This is a genomic window from Gammaproteobacteria bacterium, assembly GCA_036383255.1.
Classification (GTDB): Bacteria; Pseudomonadota; Gammaproteobacteria; order Natronospirales; family REEB76; genus DASUBN01.
In genome coordinates this window covers 18,556-43,068 of the sequence record DASVOS010000016.1, presented here as the reverse complement: position 1 = coordinate 43,068, position 24,513 = coordinate 18,556, and the positions used below count along the sequence as shown (strand labels likewise).

Here is a 24,513-nt window from a genome sequence, read left to right as displayed (position 1 = left end):
TCACGTGCGTATCGGATCTTCAACAGCGCGCTAGTAGGGCTTGACGGATCCGGAGTAGAACGCCTTGCAGCCCCGCTGTGTCAGCAGGTTCTCCCCCTTGTTGACCAGCCGCCGCACCGGCGCGGTGAGGGCCGCCAGGATGTCGGGCTTCTCGAGCTTGGGTCGCGTGAAGCTGCCCGAGATGTCCTGCCGCGCGATCACGCAGCCCTGGGCGTCCACCACCGCCACGGTGACGCCGTTGAAGCTCTCGCTGTTGAAGTCCAGCTTGCCCTGCAGCGCCATGCGGTGCGTATCGGTGGACATGGCCACATCGCTCGCTGTCGCGACGCCGTGCTTCACCTTCCAGTCCGAGAGCAGGACGTGGATGGGGCTGGTGCCGCCGCCCGGGCCCTTGATGCGGGAGAAGTCATAGCCCTTGGTGGCTGCGAGTCCCAGGGGGCCGGCGTAGAACAGCGCGCCCATGTCCACCAGGCTGAAGCGCTGGCTGTGCTCGAAACGCTTGAGCTCGCCGTCCAGGTCGTAGCCTTCCAGCTTGAGTTCCTTGCCTTGGAGCGACAGGCTGCCGGAGGCGCTCTTCACCACCTCGTCGCGGTCCTTCCCTTGGGCCGCGATGTCCGCCGCGAACGCCACGCTGCCTTCCCCGAGCTGGCGCAAACCCATATCCTTGATGAACCGCGCCACGTCCAGCTGCGGCACGGCGAGATCCACCGTGTAGCGCCACTGCACCACGTCGGCATGCAGGCTGCCGCGGCCCTCGGCACCGAAGGCCTGCAGGCTCACGGGCTCGAAGGCATAGACGCCGCCGCCGGCGGAGATGCCGGCCTTGAGGTCGGTACCGGCGAACTTGGGAGCGCGCACTTGCTTGCAGGCGATGTCGCCGGTGAGGCTCACGCGCTGCAGCCCGGGCCGGCCGTCGGGCATCTCGGTGCGCACGTCGTGCACACGCGCTTCGCAGCCCACCGCCTCCACCCAGGCGCCGGTCTTCGCACCCTCGTAACGGACGCTGGCATCCTCCACACGGATCTCCATGGGCCCATGGGCGCGCTTGTGGGCGGGAGGCTGGCTGCGCACGAGGTCCAGGATGCCGTCCTCGCCTTTCTTGACCAGGAGATGCAGCCCATCGAGGTCCAGGGTCGCGGGCTCCGCTCGCCGCTGCAGCAGCGGGAAGAGCCGGAACCGCACATGCATCACGTCGATGGCCGCGACGTCCACGCCGCGGTTGCGTACGCGCACATCGTGCAGGGTCAAGTGGGGAGTAGGCAGGAATCCCAGGCCCAGCGCGCCTGCCCTCACCTCCATGCCCAGCCCCCGCGAAGCGGCGGTCTCGATGCGGGCATGGAACGCGCCGGTGCGCGCGTATCGCGCGAGGCCCAGCGTCGCAAGGAGGAGCAGCGCCAGCAGGCTGACGAGGGCGATGGAGAGGTACTTGAGGGGCCTGCGCATGCGCATGAATGCTGCTATGCGCCGCACGCCGTGTCCGTGATTTCCGCCGCATTCGCGCCGAATGCATCAGCGGTCCGACGCAACGGTTAAATGGCCTGTCAAATTTTCAGGCCCGGTAGCATCGCGTATCATGTCTGCGATGCCGCCCTTATGGGCGGGCCGCCGCAGATCTCGCTGAGTGGGGCACGTGCAGATAGTCTTTTACGACCAGAGCGGCCAAGCCATCGCATACAGCGATGATGAGGTGCACATCTTCCTCTTCACCGGCGAGGCCGTCGCCTACATGGACGCGGACGCGGTCTATTCCTACCGTGGCGTGCTGCTGGGCTGGTTCGAGAGGGGCTGGCTGCGCGACAAGGATGGCCGCTGCGTGGCGTTCTCGGAGAACCCCGCGACCGGACCGCAACGCCCCCTGCGGCGCCAGAAGCCCGAGATCGCGCCCAAGCAACCGGTCCCGGTGAGGGAACACCAGGATACCCGCGCCCTGCGGCCGATCCACTCCAACGCCTGGTCGAGGCAGAGTGCGCTCGACCTGCTCTCCCGCCTTCCCCGCAGCTGGCCGGGTGACCTCGGCACCAAGTGAGCCTTCCGCGACCGGACTAGGACCCGCGCCCGAACCGCCGCAACCCGGAACCGATCTCGCGGCGGAAGTTGTACGCCAGCGCCGTGAGCGATACGACCACCATCACGCTCAACACGCCGTTCACGCGCTGCACCGTGGGGCTGCGGGGCTGGCCCTCCATGATCTCGTAGGCAGTGTGCTCGCAGTTGCGCCAGATGTACGAGTAGGCGCGCGGGTTCTCCAGGATCTCGGTGGCGCGCTGCATCACCTCGGCACGCAGTGCCGGATACCCCCGCGCCACCTGCACGTCCTTGCCGCTGGCGAACGTGTGGTAGGAGGTGAGCCGCTCACCGACGGAGTCGCCGGGCACGTTGTGCAGCACCTTGCCGTCGCCGAGGTAGATGCCGAGGTGCCACACGCCGGTCTTCCAGCGGCGCAGCACGTCGCCGGGCTTGAGACCTGCGATCATGTGCCGCTCCAGCGGCAGCCATTCGGGATCGAACACGGTGGACATGGGACGAGTATAGGCAGTGGCGCGTGTATTGCTGAGCCGATTTGACCTGTAATGCCTAGAGCTGCAGCGGCATGCGGGACGGCTCCCGCACGCCGAAGGCCATGAGCGTCTCCACCAGGATGTCGGCACCATTGCGCGGCCCTTGCTGCTTCTCCGTTCCCGCTGCCATGTCCTGCTCCTGGTAAAGGACCGATGCTACTCCGCATGCCCGGCGCTGCCGATGCGGTGGAAGCCTTAAGGGTCGCGTTATGGAGCGAATGGTGGCGGAGGAGTCGCCAGCCGCCCTAACCTCGCGGCATGGAAGACGGAGAAAAGCTCTTCGATGCGCTGATCGTGGGCGGCGGGCCGGGCGGCCTGGCGGCCGCCTACTACCTGGCGCGGTTCCGCCGCAGTGTGCGGGTCCTTGACTCGGGAGAGAGCCGTGCCGCCTGGGTGCCGGTCACCCACAATCATGCGGGCTTTCCGAAGGGCATCGAGGGGCCGGAGCTGCTGGAACGCATGCGCCGGCAAGTGCTGGATGCGGGTGGACGCATCGACCACACCCGCGTCGAGGACGCGCGCCAGGTGCCCGGCTCGTTCATGCTGGAGACGCGCATGGGGCCGGTGCATGGACGCACGCTGTTGCTAGCCACCGGCGTGGTGGACGTGAAGCCGGAATTGCCGGACCTCGTGGATGCGGTGCGGGACGGCCTGGTGCGTTACTGTCCCGTCTGCGACGCCTATGAAGCGCGCGGCAAGGACATCCTGGTGCTGGGCTCCGGCGAGAGCGGCTTCGGCGAGGCGGACTTCCTGCGGGACTTCAGCGACCGCGTCACGGTCCTGACCCAAGGGATCCAAGTGGACCCGGGCAGTCCTGCGTACCTGCGGCTGGAGGACCGGCAGGTGCAGGTCATAGAGCAGCCGCTGGCGAAGCTCGCGGCGGACACGGAAGGCGGCCGGATACGCCTCACCCTCACCGGCGGCCATGAGCTGGATTTCGACCTCGTCTATTCAGCCATGGGCTGCACGCCGCGCAACGACCTGGCGACGCGCCTGCAGGTGGAGATCGGCGAGGACCAGCGTATCGTGACCGACGGCCACCAGGAGACCTCGGTGCGCAACTGCTTCGCGGCCGGTGACGTGGTGCAGGGGCTCAACCAGATCAGTGTGGCCATCGGCCAGGCCGCGGTGGCGGCCACCACCATGCACAACCGGCTGCGGGAGGCATCCCGCCGCGAGGACCGCGCTGACCCCTGAGCGCCGGATTCAGACGTCGTGCGCCTCGGAGCCGCGGCGGCGCGCCCGGGCCACCGCGCCGGCAGTCTGCAGGTGCGGCTCCGCGTCCGCCATCTGGCGGCAACTCTCGGCACAGTCGCGGCAAGCCTGCGCGCAGGCTTCCATGCCCTCCATGTCCTCGCACTCGCGGGCACAGTCGTCGCAGATCTCGGCGCAGACGGCGCACACGTCCTGATGGTAGGGGGAATCGACCAGCATGAAAGTGCCCGCGGTGCGGCAGATCTCGGCGCAATCCAGCATCAGGCGCAGGTGCGCCTGCTCCGCATGCTCGCCGCCTTCCCGCAGGCAGTAGTTGACGGCGGTGCCGAGGCACACGTCGCGGCAACGGTTCGCGACCTCCACCGCCGCGCGCATGTTGCCGCCGATTCCGGCGTTGCCGGCTTCACGCTGTCGTTCCATGTGCCTGCTCCTAATGCGTTCAAAGCGGCATCGTACGCCCCGGCCGGCGCCCCTCGCATGCGGTAGAGACCCTAAGGGTGTGAACGGAAGTGCTGTTCGGCTTTTTGTCGGCTGATTCGCAGCATCGCCGCCGCCGTCGCCGCAGACTTCCTGACGTACGCGCCACCATGGACAAAGAGGAGCAAGCGATGGCACAGAACAGCACCCGCACCCATGACCCCGACAAGGTCGCGAAACAGCACCGCCGCATCCAGGCAGACGTCGACCGGAAGGACGAATCCCGTTCAGGCGAGCGGGAGAAGGAGCATGCGGTCCAGACCGGCATGCGCGAGTACCCCTCCTCGTTCCCGCAGCAGCACCACAAGAAACCCGGCCACGAGTCACGGCTGGAGCCCGAGCCCATGTACGACGCGCCGCGCTACAAGGGCTCGGAGAAGCTCAAGGACATGGTGGCGATCGTCACCGGCGGCGACTCCGGCATCGGCCGCGCCGTGGCGGTGCTCTACGCGCGGGAAGGCGCGGACGTGGCCATCGTGTACCTGGACGAGCACGACGATGCTAAGGAGACCAAGCGCGCGGTGGAGAAGGAGGGCCGCAAGGCGATCCTGATCCCCGGCGACGTGCGCAGCAAGAAGTTCTGCGAGGAGGCCGTGAAGAAGACCGTGGCGGAACTGGGTGGCGTGGACATCCTTGTCAGCAACGCCGGCTTCCAGATGCACAGCACCAAGCTCGAGGATCTCACGGAGGAGGCCCTCGACATGCACATGAAGACCAACCTCTACGGCACGGTGTTCATGTGCCAGGCGGCGGTGCCGCACATGAAATCCGGGAGCAGCTCCATCATCATCACGGGCTCGGTGACCGGGCTCGTGGGCAACAGCGACCTGCTCGCCTACTCCGCCACCAAGGGCGGCCTGCACATGCTGGCCCGCTCCCTCTCGGAGAACCTGGTGCAGAAGGGCATCCGCGTGAACGCGGTGGCCCCGGGGCCGGTGTGGTCGCCCCTCAATCCCGCCGACAGCGGCGGCAAGGGCGTGGCGAAGTTCGGCCAGTCCACGCCCATGAAGCGCGCGGCGCAGCCGGAGGAGATCGCGCCGGCCTACGTGTTCCTGGCGGCGCCCGCCTGCTCCAGCTACATCACGGGTGAGATCCTGCCGATCATCGGAGGATACAAGGGAGGCTGATTTCGAGGCAGCAAAGAGGAAGAGACCATGGCAAGGAAGAAGAAGCGCCGCAAGTACTCCCGCAGCTCACGCAGCGACGTGGGCCGCGAGATCCACCGCGCCAAGCGCGGCAAGGCCAGGAGCGGCAAGGGCGGACGCGGCGGCAAGGTGAAGTCGCGCAAGCAGGCCATCGCCATCGGCCTGTCCAAGGCGCGCAAGAAAGGCAAGAAAGTGCCGCCGAAGCGCAAGAAGAAATCGGGCGGGCGCAAGAAGAAATCCCGGGGTGGCCGCCGGAAGAAACGGTCTTAAGGAAGGACCAAGCTGGCCGTCGCGATGAGACGGCCAGCTTGCTTCTCCATCGCTAGCCGACGCCCGGCTGGCCGTCTCGACGATCAGAGGCATTCAGTCGCGGCGGGCCGCGCCGATCGTCGAGGCCGTAGCGGCGTTCGCCGGCGCCGCGCGTCGACGGACTCTCCTGCACACTGGATTTCTGGGTGGCCCTCAGCAGCCAGCCCTTCACGGTGCGGATGCCGCGCTCAATGTCTGGCATGGGAACGCCCGGTGCTGCGGCTGGAGCTGCTGCGCGCGCTGCCGCGTGCGCCACGGCCCTTGAACAGACTGCTGGGGCGCGGCGGTTTGGCGCGGCCCGAGGCCTTGCTGGCGATGCTGTCCATGAGCGCGAGCTTGCGCTGCAGGAGCTTCTGGCAGAGCGCCTCGAGGTCCACGTCCGTATCGCGGACCTTGGGGAACATCTTGGTCTCTTCTTCCTTGACGTGGTGGCTGGTGTACTCGCACATCACCTGCACCCGCGCATCGAACTCCTCGTCCGGCTCCGCGGCTTCCACTTCGGTGATAAGTTTCTTGAGGCTGGAATGCTCGACGCGGGCTTCGGGAACCAGTTCCTTGTCGTCCTTCCCGAGGGCTTGCTTCACGGCGGGATAGAAGATCTCTTCCTCGATGCGCATGTGGATGCTCAGAGCCAGGCAGATCTCGCCCACCAAGTCCTTCTTCTGGGCGGCGGTGCGGGCCTTGAAGAACTTCTTGAACAGAGCGGTGGCCTCCTTGTGGTCGGTCTTCAGCAGTTCGATGGCGTCGCTGGGCCGGGACTTCTCGGCCTCGAACATCTTCTCGGTGACCTTGGAGCGGAGCGTCTTCTTGCGGGGCATGGGGTTATCCTCGTGTCGGCCGACGGAAAGGTGAGCCAGGGAATCTACGGGCATGTCGTGCCTGCGTCTGTGCGGTCCCACACAAACCATGATGCCGAGCGGACACAGTGCCACTATGTCAAGAAGATTTGCAGCGTCAACGCATCCCGGAAAGAATCCCACCATGGAAACGACACCGGCGAACGAACCCACGGAACGCTTAGGCCGCAGGCTGCGCACGCTGCTGGTCGGGAACAACGCGCGTTTCCTCTCCTCCCTCGCGGCATTCCTGGAACAGCAACCGTACATCGAGATCGTGGGCCAGGCGCGCAACGGCTGGGAAGCGCTGAAGCTCGCGAGCGAGCTCGAGCCGCAGCTCGTGCTTTCGGACTTCAACATGGAGGACATGACCGGCGCAGCCGTGGCGAAGGCCCTGAAAGCGCGCCACAAGCCACCGCGCGTGGTGGTGCTCTCATGGCATGAGTCGCACGTGTTCGCCGAGATCTCTTCCAAGGCCGGCGCGGACGGCTATCTCTCCAAGCGCCAGCTCGACCGCATCCCCGAAGTGCTGCGTCATCTCGACCAGTACCCGCGCTGAACGCCCCTCACTTCCAGTCGCCTACGCAAGTTTAGGAACACCCCATCCAGGTTGCACTGGCCTCACATCTGCATGTGTCGTGCCGGGACTGCGCGCCGGTTCACACTTCTGGCATCCACGCCGAGCAGAATGCGAGGACGCCCGGTTCCATGCCGGGCCGTGGTCCAGCGGCGCCGGCAGCCGCCGCTTTAGGACCGCACCGCAAGCTGCCCAGACGAGAGGGAATTCAGATGAACACAGAGCAAGACCGCAACAACCAGACCAGCAACGAGTCCGACGAGAGCTCCCGCGTGGAAGCTGCCGGCCGCGGCCAGAGCGGCGCGAGCCAGGACAAGGAAGCCCAACGGCGGGGCGGACAGCACAGCCATGGCGGCCAGAGCCAGAGCGCCGCGTCTTCATCGGAAGACGAGGATGAAGGTTCGTCCGGCAGCAGCCGCAGCGGCAGCCAGAGTGGCAGCAACCGGAGCAGCTCCCACGGCGGCCAGAACGCCAGCGGTGCGGCGACGGATAAAGAGGCCCAGCGTCGCGGCGGCGAGCACAGCCATGGCGGCGGCGGACAGGGCGGACAAGGCGGAAGCAACCGCTAAGCCTCACCGCGCTCGTGCGCACGGGGCCGGTGGATGCGAGTCCACCGGCTTTCGTTTGTCCGCGGCCCGCATTTGGGATGACCCCATCAGCGGCACGTACGCATCACATCTGCACATGTCGTCCAGAGACCGCGGAACGCTTCACAGTCGCTCCGGCGAGGAGGACGAGAATGCGCACACGCTGATGCGCACGGGCGGCTCGCACGGCGGGCACTCAAGGCTGCCCACGACAGAGGAGATGCACGATGAGCGATGAACAGAACGGCGGCAAACCCATGCAGGCGGCCGGCCGCAGCCAAAGCGGTTCGAGCCAGAGCCGCGGCGGCTCACGCAGCCGCAGCGCCTCGGGCCGAAGCGGCTCCCACAGCGGCTCGAACGCCAGCGGTGCGGCGGTGGACAAGGATGCCCAGCGCCGGGGCGGCCAGCATAGCCATGGCAGCGGAAGCGGCGGCAGATAAGCTGCACATCAGTGTGTGAGGACGCGGGCCGCGGACGCCTGTCCGCGGCCCGCAGCTGCTGATAAAGCTGATCCAAGACGGCAAGCTCGATCCCTCGTTGGTGAGCCCAGATGTCCCCGCGGGGCGCGGCCCACCCGCTCGCTAAAAAAATGTCGTACGATTCTATTAGTACACTAAATATCTATTAGAATGCCCGCCATAACGAGAGCGAAAAGCACCCTTCCGTGGCTGAAGGATCGCGAAGATGGATTGGATATGGACCTGGTCGGGCCAGTGCTTCGGCTACTGGATGGGCAACGACCTTTGGACTTACAGCGGCCGGCACGTAGGCCACCGCGTGGGCGACGAGATATTCTGTCCCACGGGACGCTATCTCGGCGAAATGATGCAGAACGGGCGGCTGGTCACCAACAAGGCCAAGGCCGGCCACACGGGTAAGCCGTTCAAGCCGCGCACGCAGCGTGCCCCGCGCCCGGTCCAGGCGAGCATGTCCGCCCTCACGATCTACAAGGGCTACCAGGACTTCCCCCACCCGGACCTGCTCTGAGGCTGCAAGGCCTCAGACGATGTCGCGCCGGTCAGTACCGCGGCGTTCCGGCAGGCGGCCCACGTCCCGGATGCGGCGCTCGCCGTTGGGACTGCGGGCGTCGGTGTTGCCGGATGCAGTGACCTGGTGCGTGACCTTCGACATCCAATCCTTGACGGCGCGGACCTTGCGCCCGATTACATCATCCTTCGGCATGGCGGCGTTCCTCGTAGCTTCCTTGCGTGATGCCACAAAATCTACGGGCGGGCACCGCGTGAATCTGTGCGGGCCACCACAAACCCGAAGCACCTGAGCCAGGTCACGGATGCTGCACGGGCGCGCCTAGAAGTACCCTCCCTCATCGAGATACACCCGCTCGGCATACGTGCTCTCACGCCCGTAGGCGGCGTTGCGTCCCGGGAAGCGGCCATAGCGGGCGACGATGTCACGGTGCAGCCGGGCGTACTTCAGGAAACCCGTGTTGGCTTCCTGGTCGCCGGGGCCGCATTCCTGCACGAGCGTGCAGAAGAGCTGCACCCCGCGCTCCTGATGCGTCAGGTCCTCGGCGTGCATGAAGGGCATGTAGAGGAAGCCGCGCCGGGCGCAATCCAACTGCCGGTCGAAGCCTTTGATGATCGCCCGTTCGGCCACGGGCAGCGCCAGGGCGGACAGCTCGTAGCCCCGCCGCTGCTTGCGGTGGAGCTGCATCGAGAACTGATCGAGCAACACCACCAGCGCCAGCGCACTCTCGGGCGAATCTTCCCAGGGATCCAGCTTGCCGGCGACGGCATCCTCGAGGTCGCCTGCGAACCGCTCGCGCACCACGCGGTCCGTGGCGGCATCGGCGCCGAACCAGAACTTGGGGCCCGCGCCGGGCCCGAACCAGAAATCGAGTATCTCGCGGTAGCGTTCCATGCACCGCAGAATCTACGGGACGGGCGCACAGCCGTCCATGCGCCCGGGCACAGTCCCGCGGTCAGCCGCCTCGTCTCCTCTTGGCCAAGGCCACGTCCAGGGCCAGCGGTCCGGGACCGCCGAGGACGAGCGCCGCGAGACAGGCGAGGTAGAGCAGGTCCGTCTCGTAGCCAGGTTGCCCGAACTGCGCGCCGCCGGGTGTCACCGCCAGGAGCTTGATGGAACTGAAGCCGTTGGGCAGGTGCACGGTGAACATCGCCACCAGCAGCACCACCGCCATGGGCAGGCTGGCCAGCGTGACGAAGGCGCCCAGCATCACGGCCAAGCCCCCGGCGACCTCGATACCGATGGTGAGCCAGGCCATGAGCTGCGGATCGGGCACGCCGATGGCCTGCAGGATGGCCGTGAAGTGCTCAGGGCCGCGCAGCAGCTTGGCGACGCCGTGGGCCATGAAACCGTAGCCCACGATCAGCCGCAACGGGACGGGAGCCCAGCGGGAAAAGTCCTTCATGCATCTCTCCGAGTGGTGCACCAACCCAGGAGCGACCGCGCGGGACATTTATTACAGGAACGACCTCGGGCCGACCTACACGTTCTGCGAACGCAGCAATAGTGAGGTCATCTTGCGGGCAGCGTTATTCTGCGGTGCACCTCACGGCCAACGGCGCCGGCGTCCTCTATGGTCCCGCATCTGCACTGACCGCCCAAACGAGGAGGAACACCCACATGGCTGAAGAGACACAGAACAGCGCCCCGCGCTCCGAAGTCGCCACCAAGATGCTCGAGGCCGCCCAGGCGATGAGAGACAAGCCCAAGGACGCGATCGCGCTGCTGAAGGCCGACCACCAGGAAGCCACGGACCTCTACGAGAAACACTCCAAGGCCAAGACCATCACGGAACGGAAGCTCATCAGCTCCAAGCTGTGCCTGGCGCTCAGCCTGCACATGCGCATGGAAGAGGAGCTCTTCTATCCGGCGGTGAAGAACGCGCTCGCGGGCACGGCCCGGACCAAGGAGAAGGACGAGCTGATCGTGCCGGAAGCGCGCCTGGAGCACGAGAGCCTGAAGAAGCTCATCGCCGAAGTGGAGGACGCCGAGAGCGACATCGACTGCCAGGCCCACGTGAAGGTGATGGAGGAATACACCAAGCACCACGTGAAGGAAGAGGAAGGCACCATGTTCCCCCGGGCCAAGGATTGCGACCTGGACCTGGACGACCTCGGCGTGCAGCTGCTGGACCTCAAGATCCAGCTCCTGCAGCAGGTCTGCGACTCGCCGGAGGAAGCTTCCACCCCGAGCATGCTGTTCGAGCCGCCGGGCCGGCCCCTGGGCGGCGACAGGATGGGCGGGAGGCCGTAACCAACCCGACGGTCCGGATCGCCCGGATCAGGCGCGATAGTCCGGCAGCGTGATGTCGTCCTTGAGCGCGGAGGACAGGAAGACCCGCGCCAGGGCCGGCACAGCCATGAGCTTCAGCGCCTGGTCACGCGTCCAGACGCCGAAGGCCGTGCGGGGCGCGAAGGTGGAGGCGAAATTCTCCGCGCCCTTCTGCTTCGCCTCGACGAAGCGGCGCAACGTCTGCTCGTAGTGCCGGAACGCGCGCACGTGATCGCCGTCGGCATCCCGTAGCGCGCCGGCGAGCACATAAGCCTCCGTGAGTCCGAGCCCCGTGCCCTCGCCCGCCAGCAGCGAGACGGCCGCAGCGGCATCCCCGATCAGCGCCACGCGGCCCTTGGACCAGGCGGGCAACTTGATCTGGGACACCCGGTCGAAATAGACCTCGTCCACCCCGCGCATGGCGGCGAGGATCTGTGGCGTCTCCCAGCCCACGTCGGCGAAGACGCCTTCGAGGGTGGACTTGAACCCCGCCGTGTCGTGCGGCTCGGACCCGCGCAGGTATTCGCTGCGGAAGATGAACAGGAACATGGTGCGGCCGCCGCGCATGGAGAAACGCGAGACCTGCCGCCCCGGGATGCAGTGCATCATGTACACCAGCTCGTCCCGCGGCCCATAGCCGGATGCCTCGAAGGCCGCCACGTAGTAGCCGAGGCGCTTCTCGAAGCGCTCCTCGGGACCGAACACCAGTCTGCGCACGTTGGAGTGCTGGCCGTCGGCGCCGATGAGCAAGTCGAACTCGCGGGGCGACTGCTTCTCGAAGCTGAGGCGCAACGCGGGCCCCGTGTCCTGCACCGAGACGATGCTCTCGCCGAACAGCGCTTCCACCTTGTCACCCAGCGCGTGGTAAGAGGCGAGCGCCAGCTGGCCGCGCGGCAGGCTCGTGAACCTGTCGCCGGTGACGTTGCGCAGGGAACCCACGTCGAAGCCGGAGACGCGCCTGCCCTGCCGGTCCACGAGGCGCACTTCCCGCACCAGGTAGCCCGCGTCGCGGACCTTTCCGATGATGCCCATGCGCTCGGCCACGTCGTAGCCGACGCCCCAGAAGTCCACGATGTAGCCGCCGGCGCGGAACTGGGGCGCCCGCTCGATGAGCGTGACCTCGTGGCCCGCGCGGCTCAGCCAGAACGCTGCCGCGGGCCCCGCGACGCCGGCGCCGCTGATGGCGATCCTCATGACCTGGCTCTGCGTTCCATGCGCATCGCATCAGCTTATGCGCCAATGCGGCGGAATGCAGCTATTGCATCGGTGTGCCGATAGAACCCGATATGTTGCAGCGCGCCTAGTCGTGGCTACCGATCTGAGCGTCGATCCACTTGTGGATGGCATCCACGGTGGCGGGGTCGCGGCCCGCGTAATCCACCGCCGCGCCGGCGGGTACCTCGCGGTAGGTGATGGCGAGCTGGCCGTGCTTGATGCCGCGCAGGTACTCGGTGCCCGGCATCGGCTTGCCGCCGCCCTTGGTGATGCTGGAGTAGTCGCCATCGCCGAAGCGCTCTGCTTCCTGCAGCAGGCGCGCGCGGATGGCGGCGATGAGGCCCTTGTCGTTCGGGTCCTTCGCCGTCATCTGCTGGATGCCGCCGGTGGGGTTCTTCTGGAACGCCTGGTTGGTCGCCTTCAGGTTGAAGGGCATGCCGGCGTCCTTCCCCGGCGGCGCGGCGAAGGCGGCGACGGCGAAGAGACTCAGGAAGACGGCGGCTGCTAAAGCGCGTAAGCGCATGGTTATGGCTCCATCGGGTGTGTCGTCAGAAGTGGTATTGCAGGCCTATCGAGACAGCCGACACGTTGAATGACGCGAAGCGGTTACCGCCAAGACCAGTGTACTCGTCCCATCCCAGCAGCAGCTCGGAGTGATCCGTGAAGTTCCACCCCAAACTGACGCCCAATGTTCCTCCTCGACTTGCCTCGATTATGCGCGGGTGCCCGTTAGGGACGCCGATGCTTTGATCTTCATACGTGGTGCTGCCCCACAAGACCCCGGCACGGCCAATCAAGTCGAATTCATCGGAAAGCGCCCATCTTCCGGTCAGGGCAAGGGTCTCCGCGGTCGGCTCGATCCGCGAGTCGGTGATGGTGGCGGGACCACACTGCGCGCCGACGCATCCCACAAACCCTCCGGAATCATACGTCGCCTTGAATGAAAACCGGCCCAGATCCGTGATGGCCGCTTGCACGCCTATATTCGGCGTAAACCAGTAGCCTCCTTCGAGGCGCTTGCCCGAGGAATCCAGGCTTGAGGAGACAGAGGGGTCTGAGGGCACGATCCCCCTAGGGAAGAAGCCCTTGAAATAGGAAGCTTGGGATGCATGGGTCTGTGCGCCGCTGTAACCCACATACCAGCCAGAGTCATCTGCCGCCGCGATGGCAGGTGTCAGCAGGCAGGTGGCGAGGATGGCGAGATGGAAAGCAAGACGCATGGCTCAGACCCCCCGTTACATGCCGTCCTATTCTACATATAGGCCTGATTCAGGCGCGATGCCGCCAGCGCTGGACGGCCACGGGCAGGAGGCACAGGGCGGCCAGCAGGGCCAGGCCTCCGATGATGCCCGGAGACAGGAGTTCATGGACCGATTTCACATGCGCCAGGTTCGCGCCGATGTTGCAGTAGATGACCACGCTGGGGATGAGGCCCACCAGGGTCAGCAGCAGGAAGCGTAGCGCGCTGATCTCAGTCAAGCCATACAGGATGTTGGTGAGCCAGAACGGGATCCCCGGCGCGAAGCGCAGGAACAAGAGGTAGCTGGACTGATGTTGCCCGAAGCTACTCAGCAGGCGCCGGGTGCGCGGGAAGTCCTGGACCCGGGCACGCACGAAATCCTGGGCCAGGTAGCGCACCACCAACAGCGCGAGCGTCGCACCCAGGGCGAGGGAGACCAGCATCAACGTGCTGCCGATCCAGCGATTGAAGAACAGGCCCGAGAGGAGCATCAGGATGGGCGTCACCGGCATGCTCATCCCCACCAGCGTGATGGTGAGCCCGGCCATGATGAACGCGACCTGCCAATAGCGCCCTTCCACGAGGTGCAGGAGCGCATCGCGGTGATTGCGCAGCGCATCTATGGATAGCCAGTGCTTGCTTCCGGCAAACAGGACCAGAGCCACCACGACCGAGGCGATGATGAGGCCCAGCCGTATCCGGGGGCCCCATGACTCGGTACGGCCACTTACACGGGACATGCACCGAGTCTAGCTTGGGGGGCCGCTCCGCCAAACCCGGTTTAACACCGGCCAAACCTGTCGCACGACCGGTACTCTCACAGAGGGATGCTGGCTGGTTACGGGTGCGGAAGATAGCCCCTCCCCTTCCGTCTCAAAGGAGGGGGGCAACTGTATGACTCTTTTGTGACAAGGGAGGGGATTGCGCCGCTTCGTAAAGCGTGGCCTGAAGCGATCCCGGTTATTTTCTCCCTTGCAACGGCGATCACTTCGCCGCTAAGGCATCGTGGAAGCCAGGGTTCGCCAGCAGAGTGTGCGTGGCATCCACCAGCGCGTTGGACAGCACCTTGTAGTAGTTCGCCGCGCTATAGGAATGGCCGAAGGTGGTGGAACTGCCGCCGACGACGCCGGACCACAGGGTCTTGCCCGCGGCATTGCGCAGCGTGACGCTCAAGGTGATCTCCGCGTGGTAGGTGTTCACTTCGGTCACGAAGAAATCCTTGACCTCGCCGCTCAGGACCGCGGTGCCGCCCGAATCCACGACGTCGAGGCCGGTCTTCTGCAGCGTCTCGCGCAAGTGGTCCGTGACGTAACCGGCGACGGCATCCCGGGTGGTAACGGGCCTGTCTTGCCCGTCTTCGCGGTTCGCCCCGATGAGAGCCGTGTCCTTGCGCGCGTCCGTGAAGCCGCCCATCTGGATCTTCACGTCTGTCATGCCGGTGGTGTCGATCGCGCCGATCTCGGCGACGGTGGACGTGGGCGCCCATACGAGCGGGATGTCATTCAGTGGGGCGGGCGCATGGGCGCAGCCGCAGGCCAGGAACGTCAGCAACAGGACCAGGGAATAGCGTTTCATAAGGTCATCCTCTTAAAGGGATCCTGCGGTCTCTTGATATTAACAACCTTCACCAAAACCCGTGCCGATCCAGCATCTTTTCCCAATGTCCCATAACTACATGCCGACAATTTAACTGGATTGAGCTCTCGGTATCAGCGTGGTTTCGAATGCCACCGCCAGATCCCTGCTGCAGCAGCACCCGCAAGTACGATCATGAGCCCAAGCACAGCAAGAAGAGCCAAGCCCATATGCCGACGTATCTTGCCCATGATGCGCTGAATGAAGCTGAGCCGATTTACAGGGTGTCCAGCGGCTTTCCGCGCGGCGATCCAGGCCACGGTTTGCGCATGTGCCTTGTCAGTCACATCCGCCGCAGTCTCGGTGAAATCCGGATCGGGACAGCTATTGCCGAAATGGGTGGCGAAATCGACGATAGCACCGTGGGCGACGTACTGCTTATACAGCTCGTCGCCTAACGGAGCCTGATCCTGGGTGTGATACATCCAGCCGGCGGCGGTGCAAAGTATGGCTGCATAAGCCTGGCCACGGGGTGGCACCAGCGCCGCCGCCTTCCGCAGGTCATCCACCGCGAGGAAACGGTAGTGGAAACGCGAGTCAGGCTTAGCTGTGCTGGCGCTGAAGCGGCGTTTCTCGTCATCGGTTACGAAGGAGCCGCCCGTCTTTTCCTGGCCATAGCCATAGGCGTAGTAGCCTTGAACGGAGAAATAATCCGGCGCCGATTCATAGCCCATCATCTCCATGCCCCATTCACGGGCCAACACTCCAGCGTCATACCAGGCATGGGCTCGCGCGAGCGAATCTTCCTTCCCTTCCGCGATGGCTAATGCTTTCGCGTAGGCCGTAACATGGTCACGGACCTGGGGATCGGCGAACCCACTCTCCTTCGAGCCGTGAAAATAGACTAAAGACTCGTTGTAGCGTCCATCACGAACCAAGCGTCTAGCCAGCAGGTCGCGCAACTCGGTCCGGCTACCCGCGGTAATGCCATAGTAGTCTTCGTCGGATACCACGTGATCCGACTGGACCGTGGCACCGCGCGTGTCCACGAACTGCTTCAGTTCATCGGTAGTGAGGATCCGCTCTGCAACATAGGCAATATCACCCCAGTACTTATCGCCCTGAGCGTAAAGTTTATCCAGCGCATCCAGATATTCGCCTCGGGCAAGTGCGAGCGTAGCCTGTTCCCCCTGGAGTAATACGGCATTGTAGTCGCTGATTCCGGCCTTGGTGGACTTGAAGGATTCCACCGCCTGGGAATAGAACTCCGCAGCCTTGGCGAGATCACCTTTCTGGATGGCGAGTTTGGCCTTGAGCCATGCAGCCATGGGCGTAGAGGAATCTGCAACAAGCTTCGCCGCAAGGTCATAGCGGCCCGCCCGGTACATGATTGCCCCAAGACCATCCCATCCCTGCCGTGATGCGGGATGTTTCTCTAGTACAGCCACCAGTACCGCGACCGATGGCTCAAGGATCATGTTGGGCTTGCCGCTGGCCGCATCCAAAGGGTGGTGCCCGTCGATGAAGTAATCGAAGTAGTAATCGCTACGTTCGGTGGACGCATCGGGTATGCGGCCCAGGGTATAGGCCACCAAGAGATGCTGCATGAATGGGTCACGGGCGGCGGCTTCCACCCGTACTGGTTCCGCCATCACCTCGCCTGCGACCCAGACCAGGGAATTGAAACTCCAGCGGGAACCACGGGCCTCAGCCTCACCATAGAGCTTGCCAGCCACCGTCATGTGGCGACCGAAAATCTCTGCCTGGTCTGCAGGAAGCACACCGTCATGCAACAGTGCTTCTGCCAACCGGTAGTGCATCCCGGCCTCCTCGTTATAGCTGGCTACAGCCAACCCCAACGGGTCTGGAGCACCCTGCAATGCGAATTCGCGGGTCATGGTGAAGTACCTGGCAGCATCAGCCTCCTCACCAGCCGCAGCATGGATGCGTCCAAGCATGAAGGCCGCCCAAGTGGCGCGCGACTTGCGCTGGTCCGCCGGTAGCGCCAGCACTGCCTCGAAGCGCCGAGCGGCCTGGGTCATGGCATTTCCGTGATACGCCACGGCGCCTGCAGTATAGAGCCGCACTGCCTCGGGCAGACCGGCGCCTGCCGCATAGGCCTTGTCATCACTGTCCTGAGAGCGCATGACACGTATCGAAGCTATTTCGGCTTCCGTCTTTAGTTCCCGCTCTTCCTCTGCGGCGCGCTCCGCCTTCAACGACCCATTCCAGTTCTCGTCGTAATACGAATGTCTCTCCAAGAGATATTCTTCATTGGGTTTGAGCTGGTCCGCCGGCTTGGGCAGGAATGCGGGCATCTCGTCCTGGAAGTCATTCGCCGGCGTCGAACGCAAAGTCACGTTGCGATCATCCAGCAACTGCCAGGGGAAATCGGGGCCGCAAGCGAGAACCCCACCGATGAAAGCAACGGCAGAGACAGCGATATACCAACGCTTAGGGATGCGCATCGAAAGCTACCTTGGTTTGAGTACAGCGCGCCCAACCAATTAGGCGCTGATGATGACCATGCAAGATACCGGACTGGAGTCGCGTGAGCGCGAGGCCCAAACCTACCCGCTCCAGGGAATATCCGTTGATACCGTCCGCCTCCCCGCAGTTCACCGGAAGCGCGATGCGCTGCGGAAGTTCCGCATCAGTGGGGCCAGGATTGCCCAGCAACACGTCGCTCATGCCAGGAGTGCTGCTCTCTCGCAACTCCACTGAGACCACGGCTTCAGGTAGCATGCCCTGCATGACTGCTCGCAAAGTGGCGAGGTTCCAGGCGCGGCTGTCCTCATCCGTAGGCAGGCGAAACCAGACCACACCGGCCAAGTGCGCGAGGTGCTCCTTCCGGAGCATGGAAAGCAACGCGGCGACTTCGCTCGGCGAGGCCATGAGCTCGGCAGCATCGGTGCCAGCACTGAAGCGCGGCATCTCGCTTTCCACCACGGCGATCTCGCCGCGCTCGCCCCAGGTGACCCGCACGCCGTAGGCAGGCAAGGCCACACGGAACGGGCCATGGATGCGGACCGAGAAGCGCTCGATCCAGTCCCGCGCGATGCCGGTGTCGAACAGGCCGCTGCGTGGATCTCGCACAGCGTGTACTTGCAGCACGACCTCGTCCGCCTGTGCCAATAGGGCATCGAGTTGTGAGGACTCCATCCAGGCCGGCAGTGCCGTCATGGAAAGATGGACATCGGGCAGTGCCCGGCGCAAAGCCTTCATGAAAGCGGCGTACTTAGGCAGACGCGCCGTGGCGCAGTCGTGATCGATCTCCAGACCCGCTACGGGGACATGGGTGGCGCGCAACTCGGAAACCACAGACCCGATATCCGCAACTAAGCGATCGATGCTCCAGTCTTGCAGCTGGCCATCTATGCGAATCACGGGGGTGACAGGCCGGTCGCTCACGGCCAACAGCTCCCAATTCGCCTGCACCGGCCTCAGGTGACCCAGACCATCGGTCTCTGCCGCAAGCACGCGCCAGCCGTCCACAACATCGGCGGACCTTTGCACGGCACTATCAAGCGCGGGCGTCCAATGGCGCTGCCATATATAGGCATCTTGTCGAAAAGCTTCATGGGAAGCGGGTGCAGCAGAGACACACAGGCAGGCGAGCAGCGCCGCCAGGCATAGCGGCCACGCATGCGCCACCAGATTCCCCTTAGTCGCCAAACAGTCCATCCCAAGACGGCTTCTTTCCCCACCCAGATACTAACACCGCGCACGAGGACCTGGGTTCGCCAGGCCTGAGAAGCAGGCACCGTCTATCCCCTTATCGCTCGCAGAATGCGAGAATACCGCGCCACACAGGCTCAACGCCCCCACGAGGTCGAAGATGAAGAAGTGGATAGTGCCCGGATTCATCACGCTGTTCGCCGTGATCGGACTGATCCTGATCATAGTCCGTCCGGATACGACGCCTGAGGACGCCGACAGCAGGCCGAGCGTCTTCGGCGCGGACCTGGCTTTCAGTTTCGACTGCAAGGGCAAGACCCCTTCCAACCAAGCCATCCAGCAGTTCATGACCGCCCAAGGCTTCCGCGTCCTGGACAAGGTTGCCGCCGGGAAGAAGCTCACCCCCGATTTCAGCTGGATGAAGATGGACATCGTGGGAATGGACAGCGCCCGCCGCCAGATCAGCTTCAAGGCCTTCGCCGACCAGCCGGACGACTACCACGTGAGCCTCTATTCCGAGCCCCCGACCCAGCATGACAAGGGGCTCGAGGATGCCCTGCAGGAGTTCACCAAGAAGACGCTGGTTTGCAAGACTCACAAGGTATCGCACCTCGACAATCCGGCTGGCGCGAAGGATCTCTATGACAAGTCTTTCAGCGTGACCGAGGGATGGTTCCAGCAGGCGGCGGGGACTCAGCCGGCGCCGGCGACGACGGCAGCGACGCCGCAGCCCGGAGAGTAATCGGCTCCCGTCCCCAATCGTTTCTATAAAAAAGGCCGCTCAATGAGCGGCCTTTTTTATCAGCCGTGATCTGTCCCCGATCATTCAAATGCCAGCCGCATCGACAGGTCCACAGCGCGGACGTGCTTGGTGATGCCGCCGATCGAGATGTAGTCGACGCCGGTCTCCGCGACGCTGCGGACATTCTCGAGCGTCACGCTGCCCGATGCTTCGATCATGACCCGATGGCCCTTGGAGTCGTTCAGCGCCACCGCGGCTCTCATGTCGGCCAGGCTGAACTCGTCGAGCATGATGATGTCCGGCCCTGCGCGCAGCGCCTCCTCGAACTCCTCCATCGTCTCCACTTCCACATCCACCTTGACTTTGCGCGCACCGGCTGCGCGGTGGGCTGCTTCCACCGCGGCCGTCAGGGAGCCGGCTGCGGCGATGTGGTTTTCCTTGATCAGCACCTGGTCGAAGAGCCCGATGCGGTAGTTCTGGCCGCCGCCGCACAAAACCGCGTATTTCTGCGCCGTCCGCAGTCCTGGGAGCGTCTTTCGCGTATCCCAGACCGCGCAGCGGGTTCCCGCGATCGCATCCACATAGCGGCGAGTGGCGGTCGCCGTCGCGGAAAGGAGCTGGAGGAAGTTAAGCGCGGTCCGCTCGCCCGTGAGGACGGGCCGGGCAAGGCCCGTGATCTCAAACAGGGTCTGATCCGCAGTGACGCGGTCGCCGTCGTCGGCATGCCAGGTCAATCGGACGGCCGGATCCAGCTGACGGAATACCTCAGTCACCCAAGGGCGGCCGCATAAGGTCGCCTCCTCACGGGTGATGACCTTACCCGTGACCCGCTGTGCGGCGGGGACCAGTTGAGCGGTGATGTCACCGCCACCGATGTCCTCAGCCAGGGCAGTCGTGACCTGCTGGGCGAGGTCGGATGGAAGCTGCAACATTCGCGAAGTTTATCATGCGGCCTCCCTGCAGCAGTTCACCAAGAAGACGCTGGCTTGCAAGAACCACAAGGTGGGACATCTCGACAATCCGGCAGGCGCCAAAGACCTCTACGACAAGTCTTTTAGCATCACCGAAGGTTGGTTCCAGCAGGCGGCGGGGACTGCTCCGGCCGCGACTACAGCACCGTCGCCGGCCGCAAGCACGAAGTAATTGATGTCTCCCTTCTTATTGTGTGTTCTTAGAGCATAAGCGTATATTCGAGTAAGGGAGAGAAAACCGCCATGCTCGACCAGGCGCTTGTTAGTCGGATTGACCAAATTGTGCAGGCTCAGCAATCTGCATACTCCGCTGCTATGAACCAGCGCTGTACTGCTGTGATACATGAACTTTCGGCTAAGGGAGCCTTTGGATCAGGCGCTATGGTAGTGCTCTTGGACCAAGCCTGTAGATCAACACTGGAAGAACAAGCACAATTTGTATGGAACACTTTTAAACGTGTTCTAACGACACTTCAGGTTCAATGGTATGACGGAATTGAGAGCGACTTAAAAGAACAAATGCGCCTCCATTTAAATGGAATAGCTGGCGAAGCCAACAGGATTTACCACGTACGCCTGTCAGATGGTGGATTAGCAGGCGGCATCGCGGGAAGTACCACCATTAATGAAGGAGGATTACTGGGTATCTATAGTGCAGAAATAGACTTATATACTGATGGTCTGCGCGTTAGTACTCGGAATGGTGCGGCTGCACAGGGAAACACTTATTCGGTGGGGCAAGGAAATCTTGTGGTTATCCAAGCTCCTTATGCCACCGCCAATGTTACCTACAACGCAGAGAATCTTGCTGGACTTAAAGCTATATTGGAAGAGTTTGCCCAAGCCATAAACTCAAGCAACATGCCTGAGACACCAAAACAAGAAGCTTTGTCAGTAACAAGTGAATGCGTAGAGGAACTTAAATCCAAGAAACCAAACACCACAAAATTGCGTTCTTTTCTCAGAACGATTGCCGACACGACCGCATTTCTGGCGAATGGAGATAAGCTATTAACCAGTCTCTATCACGCGGCAGAAAAAATAGGCCTAATAATCCAGTAAGATGCTATTAGGCGGCCTATGCCGATTGCCACTCATTTACGATTGCGTCGCCGCGACCTCTTCGCCTCTTTGCGTTTGCGCTTTTGTTTAGCTTTTAACGATTTGGCTTTAGTCGTCCTTTCCCTTTGGAGAAATTCATCTAAGCTACTCGTATTTGGAAATTCTGTCGCACGCCCAGAATAGTACGTAAGCTCATCACCTAATATTCCGAGTTCATTTCTAATATTTTCAGCCTCTGCCCGCGCTTCTTGATCAAAGTTCTTCCAGGTATGGACCACCAAGTCCTCCGATACTCCAGGGTAGTCTTTCACCGGATGATCGAATCCAAGCCCAATGAAGATATTGGCATCAGGAAATTTCAGCTTGGAGCAGCGACAATAGGCCATCAATAGACCAGCTCTTAAATGTCGATAGGTCTCATACGTATCTTCTGCACGCTTTGGTACGAATAAGAAAATATACGCAACATTTGGCTCTTGCCGTGTAGAAAAAACCCGCGCCCGGCGCGCAGTCGGCTTCTCTGCCGCCGCATGTAAAGTTGCTTTGAGGTTATCTACCAAAACTCGCCGACGAAATCGGCTTTCGGAAGCCATCACCCGAAGTGCTTGCTCCGTATCATGGGTGTCTTGATTGATTTCAGGAAAGATTGCTTTGGGATCACCGATCTTAATAAATTTTTCTATGAGCTGATCCCAAGTATAGCTATCTAGCTCTGCTCTCTTTTTATCTTTGTATTCAGGGCGGCTGATGAGCCCATCATAATAAGACTCATCAAAAGCAATTAAATCTGCTTTTTTATCTTCTTCAGACTTCGAGACGAAATAATGCTTATCGCCCGTCATATTGGTTATATATGCGGCGACGAGTTGCTCTTCGCCGGGCGCCATAACTACCATTTCTGGATCAGACAAAAATTGTTCACGCTTATTGAGATACCTGACAAAGTCAGTAATCGTATCTAACTCATTCAGCACGATTTCGAGAGCCAGTTCGTCGAATACATGCACAAATGGCTTACCCTCAGCCGGCTTGCCAGTAGTAAATGGTATTTCGCTAGCTATATTTTCCACTTCAGTGTTAATAAGAAGTGTGCCAAGACTTCCCGGGAAATTCCTGGCGCATGCCTCGGCTGTCCCTCGAGTTACAGCAACTAGGTGATAGTTAGCTAGTTCTACACTCGGGAGTGCGATAGGCAATTGGCGCTCGCACCTTGGGTCCAGGAATATTTTGGATGGAAACCGCTTAAGCCAGTGCAATGCCCCGTAAAGTTGACTTACTGATTTATCAATAGCCCGCTTGCGCCATCGCGGCCATGCCACCTCAAGTGGTGCAGTTTCAGAAAAATTAACGTGTTTATCTGAGAAAAGAATTACATCGTTGCCAAATACAACGAGGACGTCTGCAAATTCTTTGGGAGCTTTATTTTCGCCGTGCATTCCCTCATCGGTATGAAGATTTGCATAGGACCACAAACTTAAAAACGACTTGCGACACAGGCGCATAAGAAGACGTTCTGACTCGGTAACGCCCTCTGAGCTTGAGGTATCGAAAATGCTTTTGTGCTGTTCTTCGTCGACCATTTAGATAGTGACTGAAATTGGTGCCGGCGGAGGGAATCGAACCCCCGACCACCTGATTACAAATCAGATGCTCTACCAACTGAGCTACGCCGGCCACTTACCCTTCTTGACCGCGACCCCTCGCGGTCAACCCTCAAGATTTTAGCAGGCCACATGGAAAACCCGAGATTTTGGTCATCCGGCTAGGCGAAAAGCTCCCGAGCAGGCGGAGCATACTTTTCGCGTATGTGAGCAGTGCGAGGGGCTTTTCAACAACGCCGGGGGCCAAAAGATCGGTTTTTCACCCCGGGCGCAGCCTGTGGCCTTCACTAGCCCCTTACAAGTTGCTGGTGACCCAATGGATGCCATCCGTCGTCTCCGCCCCCGCGCTTCCGCTGGCCACCAACACCACGATCGAACCGCCGGGTGCGGCGGCACCTGAAGCGAAGGAGCTGCAGATGTTTCCCTCAAAGGTATTGCAGGCAGTCAGAGGCACTACGCCATCCATGCTCTTCCAGTGCCAGGCGATGCCATCCGTGCTCACAAAGAGTCCCGGCGTACCGAGGGCCACGGCCACGGTGCCATTGCTGACCAGCCCATGGGTCTGGTAAGGGGGCCCGGGGAACGAACTTCCAGTGGGATCGAAGTCGTCGGCGACGTCACCCAGGTTGTCATTGCTTGGGACTGTGAGCGGGCTCGCGACCTTCATGGCCGACATCGAGGATCCATACAGCACCACGCCAAAATCACCCTGTTGCGCGGGATCGTCTATGCCACCGTACACGAGGTATTGGTCCCCGGCGTGCAGGATCCAATACATGGTGGGTTTGGGAGTGACCGCAGCAACGGGGGTACCCAAGGTCCAGGACAGGCCATCTGTCGAGGTGGCGGTGAGGTAGCGTGTATTACCCGGCACGTTCTCCGCCGGTTGCCAGGCGGCTTCGTACATGCCGCCCACATGGATGATGGACACCGGTTCGCCCGCAGGGCCGTTGTTGATGGTGATGGCGCCGTAGTCGGCCCAGTCCACCCCATCGGTACTGACTTTCCAGGGAAAATTGTCGATCATCCCCAGTTTTCCACTCGGCCCGTCGGTATTCGAATACAGGATGTAGCGAGTGCCGTCATAGAGGACATAGGAGATCTTGTCAGATGCGCTTTCGAAGGACTCGACAGTCCAGTTGAGGCCGTCGGTACTGTGCAGCACGTGCACCCCGTCCGTGGTCACGAAGCCGTTCGAGCCGTAGGTGACCGACCGGAGTGTGTACGCTTCGTTGAGCTGCTCGTCGGTGTACTGGACGTGGTCGGGCGTCCAGTTGATGCCGTCGGTGCTGACTTCGATCCACGGGTTGCCGTCATCCCCTCTCGTCTCGCCGCCCGACCCCACCGCCACGAACATGCCGGCGCCGTAAGTCACACTGGTCAGTTGACAGGTGAAAGAATTGGTACAGGCTCCGCCTCCGCTGGAGGTGGAGCTCCCGGACCGGCAGCCGCCCAGGATGCCAGCCC

The 24,513-nt window shown here is 62.5% G+C and carries 29 protein-coding genes and 1 tRNA gene; 11 read left to right on the top strand and 19 right to left on the bottom strand.

Annotation, left to right across the window (positions count from 1 at the left end; all coding sequences use genetic code 11):
* Positions 1-30: 30 nt before the first annotated feature.
* Complete coding sequence (locus VF651_10400) at positions 31-1,443, bottom strand: AsmA family protein (GenBank protein HEX7966117.1); 1,413 nt, start codon at positions 1,441-1,443, stop codon at positions 31-33.
* Positions 1,444-1,630: 187 nt separating this feature from the next.
* Here VF651_10400 and VF651_10395 point away from each other — a divergent pair, with 187 nt between their 5' ends.
* Positions 1,631-2,026, top strand: coding sequence for a hypothetical protein (locus VF651_10395; GenBank protein HEX7966116.1), 396 nt, complete (start codon positions 1,631-1,633; stop codon positions 2,024-2,026).
* A 16-nt stretch (positions 2,027-2,042) separates the two neighbouring features.
* Here VF651_10395 and VF651_10390 read toward each other — a convergent pair whose 3' ends face one another.
* Positions 2,043-2,519 carry a lecithin retinol acyltransferase family protein gene (locus VF651_10390; GenBank protein HEX7966115.1) on the bottom strand — a complete coding sequence of 159 codons (477 nt, stop codon included), beginning with the start codon at positions 2,517-2,519 and terminating at the stop codon, positions 2,043-2,045.
* Between the two features lie 297 nt (positions 2,520-2,816).
* Between VF651_10390 and VF651_10385 the strand changes: the two genes are divergently transcribed.
* Entirely contained in the window at positions 2,817-3,755 is a 939-nt protein-coding gene (locus tag VF651_10385) for an NAD(P)/FAD-dependent oxidoreductase (protein HEX7966114.1), read from the top strand.
* A gap of 9 nt (positions 3,756-3,764) precedes the next feature.
* Here VF651_10385 and VF651_10380 read toward each other — a convergent pair whose 3' ends face one another.
* Positions 3,765-4,193 carry a four-helix bundle copper-binding protein gene (locus tag VF651_10380; protein HEX7966113.1) on the bottom strand — a complete coding sequence of 143 codons (429 nt, stop codon included), beginning with the start codon at positions 4,191-4,193 and terminating at the stop codon, positions 3,765-3,767.
* A 188-nt stretch (positions 4,194-4,381) separates the two neighbouring features.
* On the opposite strand from VF651_10380, the gene VF651_10375 reads away from it, so the two are divergent.
* Together VF651_10375 and VF651_10370 are read left to right on the top strand one after the other, a co-directional pair.
* Entirely contained in the window at positions 4,382-5,377 is a 996-nt protein-coding gene (locus VF651_10375; protein ID HEX7966112.1) for an SDR family oxidoreductase, read from the top strand.
* Between the two features lie 27 nt (positions 5,378-5,404).
* Positions 5,405-5,665: a DUF6496 domain-containing protein gene (locus tag VF651_10370; protein HEX7966111.1), complete on the top strand. Its 261-nt coding sequence runs from the start codon at positions 5,405-5,407 to the stop codon at positions 5,663-5,665.
* 52 nt (positions 5,666-5,717) lie between these two features.
* Here VF651_10370 and VF651_10365 read toward each other — a convergent pair whose 3' ends face one another.
* Positions 5,718-5,906 carry a hypothetical protein gene (locus tag VF651_10365; protein HEX7966110.1) on the bottom strand — a complete coding sequence of 63 codons (189 nt, stop codon included), beginning with the start codon at positions 5,904-5,906 and terminating at the stop codon, positions 5,718-5,720.
* The gene (locus VF651_10360; protein HEX7966109.1) at positions 5,893-6,522 is read right to left on the bottom strand and encodes a hemerythrin domain-containing protein; all 630 of its coding nucleotides are present in this window, start codon (positions 6,520-6,522) and stop codon (positions 5,893-5,895) included. The genes VF651_10365 and VF651_10360 overlap by 14 nt, the downstream gene beginning before the upstream one ends.
* 163 nt (positions 6,523-6,685) lie before the next feature.
* Between VF651_10360 and VF651_10355 the strand changes: the two genes are divergently transcribed.
* From VF651_10355 to VF651_10340, 4 genes are all read left to right on the top strand, one after another.
* Complete coding sequence (locus VF651_10355) at positions 6,686-7,099, top strand: response regulator transcription factor (GenBank protein HEX7966108.1); 414 nt, start codon at positions 6,686-6,688, stop codon at positions 7,097-7,099.
* 230 nt (positions 7,100-7,329) lie between these two features.
* The gene (locus VF651_10350) at positions 7,330-7,686 is read left to right on the top strand and encodes a hypothetical protein (GenBank protein HEX7966107.1); all 357 of its coding nucleotides are present in this window, start codon (positions 7,330-7,332) and stop codon (positions 7,684-7,686) included.
* A gap of 245 nt (positions 7,687-7,931) precedes the next feature.
* Complete coding sequence (locus tag VF651_10345; protein HEX7966106.1) at positions 7,932-8,144, top strand: hypothetical protein; 213 nt, start codon at positions 7,932-7,934, stop codon at positions 8,142-8,144.
* Between the two features lie 244 nt (positions 8,145-8,388).
* Entirely contained in the window at positions 8,389-8,691 is a 303-nt protein-coding gene (locus VF651_10340) for a hypothetical protein (protein ID HEX7966105.1), read from the top strand.
* 12 nt (positions 8,692-8,703) lie between these two features.
* Here VF651_10340 and VF651_10335 read toward each other — a convergent pair whose 3' ends face one another.
* The 3 genes from VF651_10335 to VF651_10325 all read right to left on the bottom strand — a co-directional run bounded on the left by VF651_10335 (position 8,704) and on the right by VF651_10325 (position 10,096).
* Positions 8,704-8,886, bottom strand: coding sequence for a hypothetical protein (locus VF651_10335; GenBank protein ID HEX7966104.1), 183 nt, complete (start codon positions 8,884-8,886; stop codon positions 8,704-8,706).
* 126 nt (positions 8,887-9,012) lie between these two features.
* On the bottom strand, positions 9,013-9,585 hold the full coding sequence (locus VF651_10330; protein ID HEX7966103.1) for a DUF924 family protein: 573 nt from the start codon (positions 9,583-9,585) through the stop codon (positions 9,013-9,015).
* A gap of 61 nt (positions 9,586-9,646) precedes the next feature.
* Entirely contained in the window at positions 9,647-10,096 is a 450-nt protein-coding gene (locus VF651_10325; GenBank protein ID HEX7966102.1) for a DoxX family protein, read from the bottom strand.
* A gap of 215 nt (positions 10,097-10,311) precedes the next feature.
* On the opposite strand from VF651_10325, the gene VF651_10320 reads away from it, so the two are divergent.
* The gene (locus tag VF651_10320; GenBank protein HEX7966101.1) at positions 10,312-10,944 is read left to right on the top strand and encodes a hemerythrin domain-containing protein; all 633 of its coding nucleotides are present in this window, start codon (positions 10,312-10,314) and stop codon (positions 10,942-10,944) included.
* 27 nt (positions 10,945-10,971) lie between these two features.
* On the opposite strand, the gene VF651_10315 is transcribed toward VF651_10320, so the two are convergent.
* From VF651_10315 to VF651_10285, 7 genes are all read right to left on the bottom strand, one after another.
* On the bottom strand, positions 10,972-12,156 hold the full coding sequence (locus VF651_10315) for an FAD-binding domain (GenBank protein HEX7966100.1): 1,185 nt from the start codon (positions 12,154-12,156) through the stop codon (positions 10,972-10,974).
* A gap of 106 nt (positions 12,157-12,262) precedes the next feature.
* Positions 12,263-12,700: an aspartate carbamoyltransferase gene (locus VF651_10310; protein HEX7966099.1), complete on the bottom strand. Its 438-nt coding sequence runs from the start codon at positions 12,698-12,700 to the stop codon at positions 12,263-12,265.
* 25 nt (positions 12,701-12,725) lie between these two features.
* Positions 12,726-13,397, bottom strand: a complete 672-nt coding sequence (locus tag VF651_10305) for an outer membrane beta-barrel protein (protein ID HEX7966098.1) — start codon at positions 13,395-13,397, stop codon at positions 12,726-12,728.
* A gap of 49 nt (positions 13,398-13,446) precedes the next feature.
* The gene (locus VF651_10300) at positions 13,447-14,157 is read right to left on the bottom strand and encodes a VTT domain-containing protein (GenBank protein ID HEX7966097.1); all 711 of its coding nucleotides are present in this window, start codon (positions 14,155-14,157) and stop codon (positions 13,447-13,449) included.
* Positions 14,158-14,401: 244 nt separating this feature from the next.
* A complete protein-coding gene (locus VF651_10295; protein HEX7966096.1) occupies positions 14,402-14,992 on the bottom strand; it encodes a YajG family lipoprotein in 591 nt (196 codons plus the stop codon).
* Positions 14,993-15,126: 134 nt separating this feature from the next.
* Entirely contained in the window at positions 15,127-17,460 is a 2,334-nt protein-coding gene (locus VF651_10290) for a hypothetical protein (protein HEX7966095.1), read from the bottom strand.
* Entirely contained in the window at positions 17,447-18,646 is a 1,200-nt protein-coding gene (locus tag VF651_10285) for a DUF3142 domain-containing protein (GenBank protein ID HEX7966094.1), read from the bottom strand. The genes VF651_10290 and VF651_10285 overlap by 14 nt, the downstream gene beginning before the upstream one ends.
* A 184-nt stretch (positions 18,647-18,830) precedes the next feature.
* On the opposite strand from VF651_10285, the gene VF651_10280 reads away from it, so the two are divergent.
* Positions 18,831-19,412 (top strand): hypothetical protein, encoded by a 582-nt coding sequence (locus VF651_10280; protein ID HEX7966093.1) that lies wholly within the window; start codon positions 18,831-18,833, stop codon positions 19,410-19,412.
* Between the two features lie 80 nt (positions 19,413-19,492).
* Here VF651_10280 and nadC read toward each other — a convergent pair whose 3' ends face one another.
* The gene (gene nadC, locus VF651_10275; protein ID HEX7966092.1) at positions 19,493-20,344 is read right to left on the bottom strand and encodes a carboxylating nicotinate-nucleotide diphosphorylase; all 852 of its coding nucleotides are present in this window, start codon (positions 20,342-20,344) and stop codon (positions 19,493-19,495) included.
* A gap of 282 nt (positions 20,345-20,626) precedes the next feature.
* Between nadC and VF651_10270 the strand changes: the two genes are divergently transcribed.
* The gene (locus VF651_10270) at positions 20,627-21,445 is read left to right on the top strand and encodes a hypothetical protein (protein ID HEX7966091.1); all 819 of its coding nucleotides are present in this window, start codon (positions 20,627-20,629) and stop codon (positions 21,443-21,445) included.
* Between the two features lie 32 nt (positions 21,446-21,477).
* Here the strand turns inward: VF651_10270 and VF651_10265 are convergent, their stop codons facing one another.
* The 3 genes from VF651_10265 to VF651_10255 all read right to left on the bottom strand — a co-directional run bounded on the left by VF651_10265 (position 21,478) and on the right by VF651_10255 (position 24,403).
* Positions 21,478-23,025 carry a hypothetical protein gene (locus tag VF651_10265; protein ID HEX7966090.1) on the bottom strand — a complete coding sequence of 516 codons (1,548 nt, stop codon included), beginning with the start codon at positions 23,023-23,025 and terminating at the stop codon, positions 21,478-21,480.
* An 18-nt stretch (positions 23,026-23,043) separates the two neighbouring features.
* Positions 23,044-23,119 (bottom strand) — tRNA-Thr (locus tag VF651_10260).
* Positions 23,120-23,341: 222 nt separating this feature from the next.
* On the bottom strand, positions 23,342-24,403 hold the full coding sequence (locus VF651_10255; GenBank protein ID HEX7966089.1) for a hypothetical protein: 1,062 nt from the start codon (positions 24,401-24,403) through the stop codon (positions 23,342-23,344).
* Positions 24,404-24,513 lie beyond the last annotated feature (110 nt).